Annotated in this window: 14 protein-coding genes, 1 pseudogene and 1 other annotated feature; of the genes and pseudogenes, 2 read left to right on the top strand and 13 right to left on the bottom strand. The window is 41.2% G+C overall.

All coding sequences use genetic code 11. The features are described 5' to 3' along the window. Positions 1-461 precede the first annotated feature (461 nt). The 6 genes and pseudogenes from IRB79_RS18880 to IRB79_RS18905 form a co-directional block, all read right to left on the bottom strand. Positions 462-881: a DUF1801 domain-containing protein gene (locus IRB79_RS18880; RefSeq protein ID WP_243504041.1), complete on the bottom strand. Its 420-nt coding sequence runs from the start codon at positions 879-881 to the stop codon at positions 462-464. A 120-nt stretch (positions 882-1,001) separates the two neighbouring features. Continuing rightward, positions 1,002-1,847, bottom strand: a complete 846-nt coding sequence (locus IRB79_RS18885; protein WP_243504043.1) for a pirin family protein — start codon at positions 1,845-1,847, stop codon at positions 1,002-1,004. 61 nt (positions 1,848-1,908) lie between these two features. Further along, positions 1,909-2,520, bottom strand: coding sequence for an NAD(P)H:quinone oxidoreductase (gene wrbA, locus IRB79_RS18890; protein WP_243504045.1), 612 nt, complete (start codon positions 2,518-2,520; stop codon positions 1,909-1,911). Positions 2,521-2,631: 111 nt separating this feature from the next. Beyond that, the gene (locus IRB79_RS18895) at positions 2,632-3,234 is read right to left on the bottom strand and encodes an alpha/beta hydrolase (protein ID WP_243504047.1); all 603 of its coding nucleotides are present in this window, start codon (positions 3,232-3,234) and stop codon (positions 2,632-2,634) included. Positions 3,235-3,254: 20 nt separating this feature from the next. After that, positions 3,255-4,192, bottom strand: a pseudogene (locus tag IRB79_RS18900) (ring-cleaving dioxygenase). A 94-nt stretch (positions 4,193-4,286) separates the two neighbouring features. After that, the gene (locus tag IRB79_RS18905) at positions 4,287-4,715 is read right to left on the bottom strand and encodes a MarR family winged helix-turn-helix transcriptional regulator (RefSeq protein WP_243504049.1); all 429 of its coding nucleotides are present in this window, start codon (positions 4,713-4,715) and stop codon (positions 4,287-4,289) included. A 226-nt stretch (positions 4,716-4,941) separates the two neighbouring features. Here IRB79_RS18905 and IRB79_RS18910 point away from each other — a divergent pair, with 226 nt between their 5' ends. Then, positions 4,942-6,141, top strand: a complete 1,200-nt coding sequence (locus IRB79_RS18910) for an iron-containing alcohol dehydrogenase (protein WP_243504051.1) — start codon at positions 4,942-4,944, stop codon at positions 6,139-6,141. A 33-nt stretch (positions 6,142-6,174) separates the two neighbouring features. On the opposite strand, the gene modB is transcribed toward IRB79_RS18910, so the two are convergent. The 4 genes from modB to corA all read right to left on the bottom strand — a co-directional run bounded on the left by modB (position 6,175) and on the right by corA (position 8,706). Beyond that, a complete protein-coding gene (gene modB / locus IRB79_RS18915; protein ID WP_243504053.1) occupies positions 6,175-6,843 on the bottom strand; it encodes a molybdate ABC transporter permease subunit in 669 nt (222 codons plus the stop codon). Further along, positions 6,840-6,977, bottom strand: coding sequence for a substrate-binding domain-containing protein (locus IRB79_RS18920; protein ID WP_243504055.1), 138 nt, complete (start codon positions 6,975-6,977; stop codon positions 6,840-6,842). The genes modB and IRB79_RS18920 overlap by 4 nt, the downstream gene beginning before the upstream one ends. 84 nt (positions 6,978-7,061) lie before the next feature. Beyond that, positions 7,062-7,589 carry a GNAT family N-acetyltransferase gene (locus IRB79_RS18925; protein WP_243504056.1) on the bottom strand — a complete coding sequence of 176 codons (528 nt, stop codon included), beginning with the start codon at positions 7,587-7,589 and terminating at the stop codon, positions 7,062-7,064. 160 nt (positions 7,590-7,749) lie between these two features. Next, a complete protein-coding gene (corA, locus tag IRB79_RS18930; RefSeq protein WP_243504058.1) occupies positions 7,750-8,706 on the bottom strand; it encodes a magnesium/cobalt transporter CorA in 957 nt (318 codons plus the stop codon). 286 nt (positions 8,707-8,992) lie between these two features. After that, positions 8,993-9,233 (top strand) — a binding site (T-box leader). A gap of 46 nt (positions 9,234-9,279) precedes the next feature. On the opposite strand from corA, the gene brnQ reads away from it, so the two are divergent. Next, a complete protein-coding gene (brnQ, locus tag IRB79_RS18935) occupies positions 9,280-10,620 on the top strand; it encodes a branched-chain amino acid transport system II carrier protein (RefSeq protein WP_243504060.1) in 1,341 nt (446 codons plus the stop codon). A 95-nt stretch (positions 10,621-10,715) separates the two neighbouring features. On the opposite strand, the gene IRB79_RS18940 is transcribed toward brnQ, so the two are convergent. From IRB79_RS18940 to IRB79_RS18950, 3 genes are read right to left on the bottom strand one after another with little or no spacing between them, the layout of a single operon-like run. Then, positions 10,716-11,159 (bottom strand): GNAT family N-acetyltransferase, encoded by a 444-nt coding sequence (locus tag IRB79_RS18940; protein WP_243504062.1) that lies wholly within the window; start codon positions 11,157-11,159, stop codon positions 10,716-10,718. Between the two features lie 27 nt (positions 11,160-11,186). After that, the gene (locus IRB79_RS18945) at positions 11,187-11,996 is read right to left on the bottom strand and encodes a GNAT family N-acetyltransferase (RefSeq protein ID WP_243504064.1); all 810 of its coding nucleotides are present in this window, start codon (positions 11,994-11,996) and stop codon (positions 11,187-11,189) included. Between the two features lie 17 nt (positions 11,997-12,013). Beyond that, the gene (locus IRB79_RS18950; RefSeq protein WP_243504065.1) at positions 12,014-12,955 is read right to left on the bottom strand and encodes a hypothetical protein; all 942 of its coding nucleotides are present in this window, start codon (positions 12,953-12,955) and stop codon (positions 12,014-12,016) included. Positions 12,956-12,983: the final 28 nt, after the last annotated feature.

Raw genomic sequence — 12,983 nt, forward strand, 5'->3', positions numbered from 1 at the left:
TGTTGTCACATGCTGCAGTCATTTGTTTAATGCATGGAATTTTCCCGGCTTAGATTCCTTTAAAACTATGATTTCAATGTTAAGCTCTTTTTTAGCCCTTACTAATTCACAATAGGTATTATCTGAAGAACGATTATCTATAACAATAGCTTTAATTTTGCCTTTATAATCCTGGCTCGTCACATAGCTTAACGTCTGAAAGATTGTACTGCAGAAAAGAGGTGGCTGAATACTAACTTTTTATTAATGGAGACATATAATTTTTTTCTTCCGCGTCTTGCCATCGGTTTGATGGGTGTTAGACTTGGCTGCATAGGCTCACCTTCAGAATAATATATTTAATTAAAAAATATATTATTTTGAAGGTGAAGTATCGCGGTAAATAATACCAGAATCCCAGCCGGATGAATCTTGCAATTCTGACGCATGGGTTCGAGAATATTCATATGCTGAACTTCCTATTACTCCGGGTAGGTATCCCTTAAAAAATCAATTGATTGAACAATTAATTCCTTTAGCACTTCTACATCGATATCTGCAATCTTATTTATGTAAACACAAGCTTTTCCAGTTGTATGTTTCCCAAACCGTTCAAGCAATTCATCTCTTTTTTTATCCCCGGGTGCAAAATAAAGGCTGATTTTTGCCTTTCTTGGCGAAAAGCCAACAAGTGGTGCATCCCCTTCATGACCAGTTGCATATTTATAATGATACGAACCAAAGCCAATGATGCTTGGTCCCCACATTTTTGCCTGATAGCCTGTCGTTTCTGTAAAGATATCCAGCAGCCTATATGCATCCTCCCTCTTTTTAGGACTCTCAACCTTTTCTATAAATTCAATTACACTATTATCGTTCTCCTTTGTTTTAACTTCGTACATAATAGGCCAACTCCTTATTTGGATTTGAATAGTACTTCTCTAAAAAACAGGTAATGTCCTTCTGAAAACCAATCTCCCAGCAAAAAAAGAGCAACCATATGATTGGTCCTCACCCGCTTCTTATTTTAGAAAGGTACCTTCCATATACTCCTTATAAGCGGTTCTAATTTCTTCTTCAGTGTTCATAACAAACGGTCCACGTGCAACAACCTTTTCTTTGACTGGCTCGCCTGCATATAGTAAAAAGCGCAAAGGCTCTTCGGCTTTAACGAAAATTTCGCTTCCAGCGTTCCCGCCATCTCCCAATTCAAGAACCTGGCCTTTTGCTGCATGTGCTTCATTTTCTCCAAAAACCCCGCTGCCTTCTAAAATATAGATGAAGCCCTTGTAGCTTCCAGGCAGGTCTTGCGAGGCTGCCGTACCTTTTTTCATCCTTGCTTCAACCATCGTTACAGGCACATGATTTATGGCAGGAGATACAACCCCCTTCGAGGATCCGGAGAAGACTTTAAAAATAACGCCCTCTTCCTCTCTTACAGGAACTTCACTGCCTTTAAGATTTTGATATCTTGGCGCTGTCATTTTCTTCTCGCTGGGAAGATTGATCCACAGCTGCAGCGAATGGGCAGTTATTCCTTCTAATGGCACTTCGTTATGAACGACACCGCTGCCTGCTGTCATCCATTGAACATCACCAGGCCCTAACACGCCTCCCTCACCGGAATGACTATCGAAATGCTCAATAGCCCCTTCAATGACATAAGTTACGGTTTCTATGCCGCGATGGGGATGGACGTCAAACGCGCCCTTTTGGAATTTATCCTCCATCATCAGTAGGAATGGGTCAAACTTTTCCCAATTCCCTGGTTCTATCACAGGGCCTGCTGCATGAATGGGACTATGCTCCTGCAGATTTACTTTCCTGATAGAAGCAATTTCCCGCTTAGTTATTTCCTCACTTTCCATATGCCATTTCTCCCCTTTACATGTAAAGGGAGCAATTGTAAGACAATTGCTCCCTCTATGATTATTGATTACCTTTTTTAACCCATCCGGCAACTGTGACAGTTCTTTTCGCCTGATGCTTAACAGCTTCCTTCACATCTTCAATCATTTTTCCATCCTGGTCAACCGTTACGCTTGTTCCATATGGATTGCCGCCTGCTCCGAAGAGAACCGGATCTGTATAACCAGGAGCAGCCACAATCGCACCCCAATGATACATTGTAGTATAAAGCGAAAGAATAGTTGCTTCCTGGCCGCCATGCGGATTTTGGGCTGATGTCATTGCGCTTACTGCCTTATTCGCAAGCTTTCCTTTCGCCCAAAGACCGCCAGTTGTATCAAGGAACTGCTTCATTTGGGAAGGCATATTGCCGAAACGGGTCGGTACGCTGAATATAATGGCATCTGCCCATTCTAGATCGTCTGGCTTAATTTCAGGTACATCCTTTGTCGCCTCGACAGTTGCTTTCCATGCAGGATTGCCTTCAATTGCTGATTGCGGCGCCAGTTCTGGAACCTTAAAAACTTTAACTTCCGCACCAGCTTCTTTGCCGCCTTCCTCCGCCCATTTAGACAATTGATAGTTTGTTCCGCCCATGCTGTAAAAAATGACTGCCAATTTTACATTTTCCATATTACTCGTCTCCTTTTTAGTTGAATTTCCAAATAACCTTGATAGGATACCCATGTCTGCACCGCCTATTCTTTCAATTCTCTTCCCTTATATTCATTAGATTAACTATTTTTATATTTGTTTATACCAGCGGGCTGCAGCCTGAACTTCACCCATGGTTAATTGGTGACCAAAACTTTCCCAGTGAAGTTCGACTTTCGCTCCTGCACTTTCCAATAAAGACTGTAAATCAGTGGATTCTTCTGCCGGACAAATCGGGTCATTGGTTCCTGCCGCGATAAATACTGATGTTCCGCTAAGATCAGGCAGTTCAGCACCACGCCTTGGAACCATCGGATGGTGCAGAATCGCTGCTTTTAAGGAGTTTTCATGATGGAATAATAAGCTTCCTGCAATATTAGCTCCATTTGAATAGCCAATTGCCACAATGTTTTCACGCTCAAATTCGTATTTTTGTACAGCTTCATCTAAAAAGCCGTTTAATTCTTTTGTGCGGAAAATCAGATCTTTTTCATCAAAGACACCTTCTGCCAGCCTGCGGAAAAATCTCGGCATACCATTTTCCAGCACATTTCCGCGCACACTTAGAACAGAGGCTTCCGGATCAATATGCCCTGCAAGCGGAAGCAGGTCAGTTTCTGTACCTCCCGTTCCGTGAAGCAGCAATAATACAGGTTTAGAAGGATCTTTTCCTTTTTGAAAAATATGTTTCATAGTATCTTCCCCTCTTCGTTTTAATCCAGTTCCCTAACTTTAATAGGGATTAATTTCCGCTCGATGCGATTTCTCATATCCTCATATTGTTCAGGAAGCATCAGCTTCTCTCCCATTTTCCCAGGTGATTCGTCATGAGCAAATCCAGGAGGGTCGGTTGCAATCTCAAAAAGAATTTCCCCTTGCTCCCGAAAATAAATGGCATTAAAATAATTCCGGTCCCTGACTGGCGTCACGCCATAGCCATTTGACCTCACATATTCCTGCCACTCCAATTGATCCTCGTCATCTTCTGACCGCCAGGCGATATGATGGACAGTGCCGACACCCATCTGGCCGCGCTTGCCGGAAATCTTTTTCAGGTCTATGACATTGCCGATTTGAGCTGAGGATTGGAATCGGATCATTTCTCCTTCTTCCCCAATGCGTTCAAGGCCCATTACCCTTTCAAGCAGATGTGCAGTTTGTTCAGGCTGGGATGAATAAAGAGTCGCCCCGGCAAAACCCTTTATTGCAACATCAGGAGTGATGCCTCCAAAAGACCATGTATTAAGCTCTCCCTCATCTCTTTCCACCATTTCTAATACCAGGCCATGTGGATCAAGAAGCTTTATTGATTCTTCTCCGAATCTTTTTTCTATTGTGTAAGAAATTTTGAATTTCTTAAATCTGTCTTGCCAAAATCCAAGGGCACCCTTGGGAATGGCATAGGAGGTGACCCTAACCTGCCATCCCCTATGACTCCCGGGAAGGCATTTGCCCATGGAAAGAAAGTAATAATTGTCCCAGGCTTTCCTTCTTCATTGCCAAAGTACAGATGATAAGTCCCGGGGTCATCAAAATTCACGGTCTGCTTGACCATTCTCAAACCTAGTACTCCTGCATAGAAATCTACATTCTCCTGCGGATGGCCGACGATGGCAGTGATATGATGGATCCCACTAGTTTTTCTGCCCACTCTTTACACCTCTCCCTATTTAATGTAACCTAAGTTCAGCCAATAAAACTCATTTCAATTCAAATATTTTCATTTCAAGATATTAAACCGCAATTTAAATATCTGTTCGTCTTTTCACTTTTTCAAGTAAATTTATTAAATGATCCAGCTCAGCTGAATTCAATTCTTCAAAAAAAGAGTTCACCCATTGCTGGTGTTTCGGCATAATCTCTTCCAATAACTTATTTCCTTTGTCAGTTAAACCAATATGAATCGCCCGGCGGTCATTCGGACATGCGATCCGTTTGGCATATCCCTTTTCCACAAGCTTATCAATTACATAAGTCATCGAGCCGCTCGTAATTAGTATCCTCTTACCAATTTCGTGTATCGTTTGCATATCTTTGTGGTATAGAGCTTCCAGCACAGAAAACTCGGTCATGCTAAGGCTATAATTGGTGATACTGTCCTTAATGCATTCATGGATGGACTTGGATGTCTGCATGAGAATCAGGAATGCCGGGTTAGGGCACGACCTTTCCATATTATCACCTACCTCAATACCTCGAATTAATTTATCTTGATTTCGAGATAATTATAAAATACATTTATGATTGTGTCAATCTTCCGATTTGAAGAACTCTTTCTTCATTCTGCAGTGAAAACGCACTGAATATATTATTTCATTCAGCATATTGACTTCATATTTAACATAAAGGTATATATGAATTATAATATTAGAATTTTCCGATAAATAAAGGGGTGAGGGAATGTATAATGCATACTGCCGAATGTATCAAAAAACCTTCAAGCTGGTATCGCCTTTTCTGCCATGGCGGGAACCTGAATTATTAGAAGGTGCCAATAGCCTGGACAAGCTTCCTGATCTTATTAAGAGGAAAAACATCAGCAGAATTCTGATTGTAACTGACAGCGGCATCAGCGCTCTTGGCCTAATGAATGGTTTGCTGTTAAATTTACAGAAAAAGAACATTGTATTTTTTATATATGATAAAACCATTCCAAATCCGACAATTACTAATATTGAAGAAGCACTGGAAGTATATAAAAAGAATGACTGCCAGGGGATTATTGCTTTTGGCGGGGGTTCTCCGATGGATTGCGCCAAAGGAGTTGGTGCAAGAGCTGTGAAGCCAAAGAAAAGCATTTCACAATTAAAAGGCCAATTTAAGGTTAGAAAAGAGCTCCCTCCCCTTTTTGCAGTTCCAACCACAGCAGGTACTGGAAGTGAAGCCACTGTTGCAGCGGTCATTACCGACAGCAAATCACATGAAAAATATGCGATCATTGATTTGAACCTAATCCCGCATTATGCAGTTCTTGACCCCTTGATAACATTAAAAATGCCACCTCATATAACAGCAGCAACCGGTATGGATGCACTAACCCATGCCGTCGAAGCCTACATTGGCAGAAGCAATACAGCAGAGACTAGAAAATTCAGCATCGATGCAGTCCGGCTAATTTATGATAATCTTTATGAAACATACAAGAATGGCGAAAACCTGACGGCAAGAGCCAATATGCAAAAAGCTGCTTATCTCGCAGGACTGGCTTTCACCAGGGCCTATGTTGGCAATGTTCATGCTATTGCCCATACGCTCGGAGGTTTTTATTCGGTCCCTCACGGTTTGGCAAATGCCATCATCCTTCCATATGTCCTGGAGCATTATGGAGAGGCAGTGTGGAATCCTTTGGCTGAGCTGGCAGAGGCTGCTGGTATCGGCGATGCAGCAGATTCGGCTGAAGAAAATGCAAAGAACTTTATCCTCAGCATAAAATCCCTAAACAGCAGAATGGGGATTCCGCCAAAAGTGAGCGGAATTCAAGACAGTGACATTCCCATCATGGCTGAACGTGCCTTAAAGGAAGCAAATCCCCTGTATCCTGTTCCGAAAATCTTCAGCAGAGATGATATGTTTAGACTGTACCAGCTGATAAAAGATTAAGAGTCAGATTGCACTTGACTGCAATCTGCCTTTCTAAAACCGTTTCTTTATAAAATTCATGAATACAAGCATGGAAGTTGATATCAGTAATATAATTGAAACCCACATCCACGCCATTTCCATATCCCCTGAATCCATAGCAACGTAGATCGCGGTGGGAAGTGTTTGTGTCTTTCCGGGAATATTGCCTGCAAACATTAATGTGGCCCCAAATTCTCCTATTGCCCTTGCAAAGCTTAATATTGCTCCTGTCATGATGGCTTTAGAAGCCAGCGGCATCGTTACATACAGAAAAACCTTTAAATCTGATGCACCATCGACTCTTGAGGCGTCTTCAATCTCATTGTCAATGGATTCAAAACCAGCCCTTGCAGATTGATACATCAGAGGAAAGGCTACTACGGCCGCTGCAATAACAGCAGCCCACCACGTGAAAATAACTGGCCCGTTAAACAGCCATTCAATCCCTCGGCCGACGAAAGATTGCTTTCCGAAAACCACAATCAGCAGAAATCCTACAACGGAAGGCGGAAGGACCAATGGCAAAAGCAGCAAAGTATCTATAATTGCCTGGCCTTTAAACGTCCGATTTGCCATCAATTTTGCAGCTAAAACCCCTATCACTAAAACAGCGAGAAGCGATATAGAGGCAATTTCCAGTGAGAGTTTAACCGGTGACCAAAAGTATTCGGATTGAATCATTTCAGCAGGTAAGAAAAACCGTATTGCTCCATTTTAGACATACCTTGTTCAGATTGCATAAATCCGTAGAAAAGCTGTGCCGCTTCCCGGTTTTTACTCTCATTTAAAACTCCCAGCGGATAGAAAATAACCATATAAACTCCTTTGTAAATAGAAATACATCTGTTAAATATAATATACCTTATCATTATAAATGAAAAATTAAGAGCAGCATTCTATTAACTTGGATTTTTTGTGTCAAAAGTCATATTTAGATTTTTATAGTAAATCACTGTTGCCTCCAAATGGCCATGGGCAGACTGTGCGAAGCCTGGTATGATGCCTGCTTTAACATATCCTGCTGATTGATAAAGGATATTGGAAACATCTCCTTCTCTTGTATCAAGCACAAGCAGGCTTCGGCCCTCCTGCTTCGCTTTATCTTCTGCGGCTTTTAATAGCAGGCGTCCCAGACCCTTTCTGCGGATGGAGGGATCAGTCATTAATTTTGCAATCTCCGCACGATGGATTCCATTTTCTTTCTGGCATAAATGGAGCTGGATTGTTCCGGCAGCTTTCCCATCCATTACAGCTAAAAACAAAACCACATCATTATTATTTATTAAATCCTCCCAATATTCCTCTGCCTTATCTTGATCAAGCGGGGGCAGAAACCCTATTGACGCTCCCTCATTTACCACCTCAATTAATAGTTTGGACAGCTCTTTTTTATATCCTTCAATGGATTTAACCTCGAAAATATCCATTCCCATTCACCCGTTTCTTTAATTTATCAAACAAATCCGCTTCTAGCGAATCTAATACATTAACATTCCATATAAGTAAAAAGTTCTCCTCCCTTCCTCAAAACAAAACTCCAAATAAAAAGCTCTGCCAAAAATTTCAGGCAAAGCTTTCATTATGCTTTTATCGGAACCAGCCCTTCATCTTAAACCACCAAAACATGCCCAAGGCAATAATAAACATTAAAAACAGCGTTTCAAAGTATCCATATTTCCATGTTAATTCCGGCATGTTTTCAAAATTCATTCCGTAAATGCCCGCTATGAAGGTTAATGGCATGAATATAGTGGTTATCACGGTAAGGACTCTCATCACCCGGTTTGTCTGATGTGAGTTGATCGATAAATAACTGTCACGGATATCGGTCGTCAATTCCCTGTTTCCATCAATCATTTCAGTCAATTTCAATAAGTGGTCATGAATATCAGCAAAGTATTCGTATCTTTCCTTTACCCCTTTAAGTCTATGGGAATTAATTACACGGTATATTAAATCCCGCATCGGAATGACAGTATATCTTATCTGCAATAAATGATGGCGTATATCAAATAATTTCTCCAATAATTCTTCCATAGTTTCATCATTTGGATTATCTTCAATGAGACTCAAACGATCTTCCAGCTGATAAACGATGGGAAAGTAATTATCCACTATTTTATCAATGATATGGTACATGACCAGATAGGGGTCCCATTTATTAATTTTCTTACTCAGGCTCAGCCTTTCCCAAACATCATTCATTTCTTTGGAGAGCTCATGGTGGTACGATACTATGTAATTTGAACCAATGAAAAAGTTGATTTCCTGCTTATCTTCGTTAATATGATTTAAGCTATGGGTGACAAAAAAGCTGTAGTCTTCATAATAATCCATTTTGGGGCGCTGGAGTTTGACAACACAATCCTCTATTGCCAGGGGATGAAAATGAAAAGTCTTGTCGAGTTCAGCTGTTTCCTCCTCGGTTGGCTGATCAAAATCAACCCAAAACCACTTATAACTTTCCCACTCTGCTTTCAGCCTCTCAAATGTAATATCTTTCTGCAGTTCATTTTTTTTATTAACAGCTTGTATTCTAATCATGATTGTCTCCTAGTCTTTCCATTCTGTAAACGTATTTTTTCCACTTTTGATAACGATATCCTAGTGAGGACTCTTCCACTGGGATATTTAATATTTACCTCTTCACCTTGCTCTGTTAAACAAGAAAATATTTTGCTTATTCAAGTCAGTTTACCATTACTAATTCGGTAAAAATAAAATAAATACCTCTATATCTGGCTGCTTTAACGCTTTTATCCCAAAAAGTAATTTTAATTAACAAAAAATATTGACTTATCTAAACTTATTTGATAAATTATTTTCAAATAATAAGTCGCTGACGAGAAGAGTAAGACAGGAATGCTGTTCCAAAGAGAGCCGGCATATGGTGAAAGCCGGTGTCCAGTACCTGATCCGAAGATCATCTCTGAGATGCAAAGCTGAAATACAGTAAGCTTTGACGGGTTTTCCGCCGTTACAATGGAACGCGTATGATTGTACGTAGCTGAGTGCTGCAGTTTTGAACTGCGGAATTAGGGTGGTATCGCGAGTATAGACTCGTCCCTTTCTGGGGACGGGTCTTTTTATTTTTATATAAAGGAGTTTGAACAACTTATGAAGAAATTTGACAGCTTTTTCATCGGCCTCATGTTATTCTCAATGTTTTTTGGAGCAGGTAATTTAATATTCCCTCCTTATCTCGGTGCCTTATCTGGTACTTCCTTTTGGCTTGCCATGGCAGGTTTTATTCTGACTGCTGTAGGCTTGCCATTTATTGTACTGCTCGCCATCTCCTTGGCAAAGGGTGGAATTGATGCGATTGCCAGCCGGGTTCATCCTCTTTTCGGCACTTTATTTATGGTTATCATCTACCTATCCATTGGACCCTTCCTCGCTATTCCCAGAAATGCAGGTGTTGCTTTCGAGATGGGTGTCATGCCATTTGTTAATGATTCATGGAACCTATCACTAGTTTTGTTTACGTATTCCGCATTATTTTTCTTGCTTGTGTATGTTGTCAGTTTAAATCCGGCCAAAATGGAAAGATTCATGGGCCGCTGGATTACTCCCGTTCTGCTGCTGTCAGTTGTTATCCTTTGTACAGCTGTATTCATGAATTTCGACACAAAGCAGCTGGCTCCATCTGGCGGTTATGACAGCGGGGCATTCTTTAAGGGTTTCCTGGAAGGCTATAACACAATGGATGCCCTTGCCGCTCTTGCCTTTGGAATCGTAATTCTTACTGCCATCCAGAAAAAAGGTGTACATGACGAAAAGCAATTATCCCGCTATACACTAAGAGCGGCAATAATAGCTGGCGGGTTGCTGGCTGCCGTTTATATTTCCCTTGCTTTATTGGGAGTTAAAATTGCTGCTAATGGCACTTTTGAAAACGGGACAGCGATTTTATCATCTGCCTCCACCCTGTTATTCGGAAAAGCTGGAACGGCATTCATCGGTGCAATTTTCACTCTTGCCTGTTTTACGACTGTAGTAGGCTTAACATCTGCCTGCGGACAATATTTTTCAAAACTGCTGCCAAAGGTAAGCTATAAATTAGTCATCACTGCCGTAACCCTGATCGGTTTCACCTTATCAAATCTTGGGTTAAATCAAATTCTCAAAGTATCTGTTCCTTTCCTGGTAACAGCTTATCCTTTAACCATTGTGCTGATTACCCTGAGCTTCTTTAATGGCTTTTTCCGAAACCCGCGAAAAGTTTACGGGAGTGCGATTTTATTCACAGGAATATTTGCAGCGCTGGGAGGTTTAAGCACCTTTGGCTTGGATCTCGGAGCCCTTCAAACCCTTAGGGAAGTATTGCCTTTCGCATCTGTTGGAATGGAATGGGTTGTACCAGCTGCAGCAGGTACTGCACTGGGCATCCTTCTAAGCAAAACTGACAGGCAACAGCCGGATTCAGCAAAACAGATGGATGTAAAAGCTTCTTTATAAAGAAAAAACCAGGCTGCTTAAACAGCCTGGTTTTCCTATTCCTTCACCTCAAAATTCAGGCGGCTCCATCAATACTTAATATTAATTCCCGCTTTCTAATGGAGAGTTTTCACAAACCCGGTACTCTTTGCCTGATAGCCTAAACTTATATAAAATTGATGAGAGTCTTCGCGCTCAGTCCTGTTTCCGCTATTTAGGACGATTCCGGCAGCCCCCAATTGTCCTGCAAAATTTTCCACAGCCAGCATCAGCTTCTTGCCTGCACCAATCCCTCTGTAATCTTTATCAGTAACTAAAGCTATAACCCGGATATGAATGCCGTCAGTATTGTATAAATGACCTGTATGGAATCCAACCATGCCAATAACCTTATCTTTTAGGCATGCCACTAATGTGCAGTAATCAGGATGTGAGCCGATCATATTAAGCCTCGTTTCCATCTGTTCTTCCGATACAGGATAACCCAAGTCTCCCATTAAACGGGCAAGCTTGGGAAGATCCTCAATAGCTGCTTTCCTGGTATGTATTTTATGCTCCATTTTTCACCTTCCTGCCTTCACACGGTTTTATTCCCTTATCCAGATTGCCTTTGTATATCCAATTTTCAAACCTGCTTTTTCCATATTATTCTGGCTTGCCGAACCAAACCTTGCCTGACCTGTCACCAGCTCGGAATTATTTGTAATCGCTTGATAGATTCGGGCTTGAATAAGCGCGCTGTGGACTCCCCTGTTTCTAAAAGAAGGCAAAACAGCAGCAGCCGCAAGATTTGCTACCCCTTCTTCCATAAAAATAACACCTATTCCAGCTGGTTCATTGTTTACAAATGCGAGGTAAAAGACCCAGTTTTCATTGCCATAAAGCACCTCATTATTTTCAGCTATCCCCTGGCTAAGGAATCCAGGCATGCCAAATCCCTTTGTATACACCTCACCGAAAAGACCAAAATCCTTTCTTTGCATCCTGCGTATATCAATACCAGCATGAATGGGAAGGTCCATAAGATCTGAAGGCTCCGCAAACAAAGTGGTATGGAAATCACATTGATAAAATCCTTTTTGATGAAGCATCTTCAGTAAATCTGATGATCCGTTTGATGGTGTGATCTCCAATCGAGTTGGGATTCCTTTTCCCAGGTAAAAATCAACTATTTGATCCAGTACTTCGGCATCAGCTTCGTTAAATCCTTTTACAAGATTGAAGGATGGACCCGGTATATTCCTGGCAAAAAAAGCGGTTGTCTGGCCAATTCTTTTAATTTCCACGCCCATGGGGTTTCCATCCCGATTTTTAATAGCCGTCAATCTGGAGTGCAGCACATCTGTCTCTGCCTGGTCCAGCCTCTCAGCTAAGTCACTTTTCATCACTAGATTCATAATTTCCACCTCATTTATTAAACGTCAAGCCTTCCAAAAGAATGCAATATTTTATATCGCTTAACTGCAAGTATTCCTTTCCAATGATTGCGTGCAACTTGGAATTCATTATCAAATTGTCCCCAGCTCCAGGAAATATCCCATGTCCCTTCATTTGAGATCTGCTCAATATAGAAATCAAGATTATCATCAATTAACGTTCCAAATTTCATAGAAAGAGAATCTTCAGGATGCTCAGCAAAATCCAATGGAGTGGCTGTATAGCCTAATCCCCAATTTCCTTTGTTCTTCCCGGCAGCTTTGTATGCAAGTGCATTCACTTTTTCAGCCGTATGCTTGAGAGGGTAATTAATTCTGGAATTAAATTCAGTTTCCTGCTTAGACATTAACTTTACCAACTGCTGAAAATTGTTTATTTCATGTCTATCCATCTCATCAGCTTCCATTAAGTGAACAACTGCATTCTTAATCGTTTCCCACCCTATTTCAGCAGCACTGCTTCCGGGTGGTGACCAATGCAATAAGAACCCAGCAAGCTCTGCACTTGGATTATAAGACCAATTTTCCTGGACTCTCTCTGTCCAATGCCACCATGGAGCATGTGGGTACTCATTGTTTGAAGGCACCACAGATGGCCACAATTTCTTCTCATGCATATATGTAAGTTCTAAATAATTTACTAGTTTTTGTACAACATTTAACTCGGGTTTTGCTTCAATGTCCATCAAAATTTGTCCGGCCGCCCATGAAGCCATCGGTGATGAGTGAGCTGACCAGAAATCAGGTTCAATGCCATGGCCAAATCCTCCGTCGTCATTCTGAAAAGCTTCAATACATTTTATTACCCCTTCAGCATTACGATCTTCAAAATGGTATGACCATAAAGCTGATTCAAGCGGCCTTGCATTTCTCTTTATCCATCTGCTTGTGTTCTCAAATCTTTCTTTCGTTATCTTCATAAATAATTTCCTTTCTTAATTAGGCGCA

It is taken from the genome of Cytobacillus oceanisediminis (genome assembly GCF_022811925.1).
Classification (GTDB): Bacteria; Bacillota; Bacilli; order Bacillales; family Cytobacillaceae; genus Cytobacillus; species Cytobacillus oceanisediminis_D.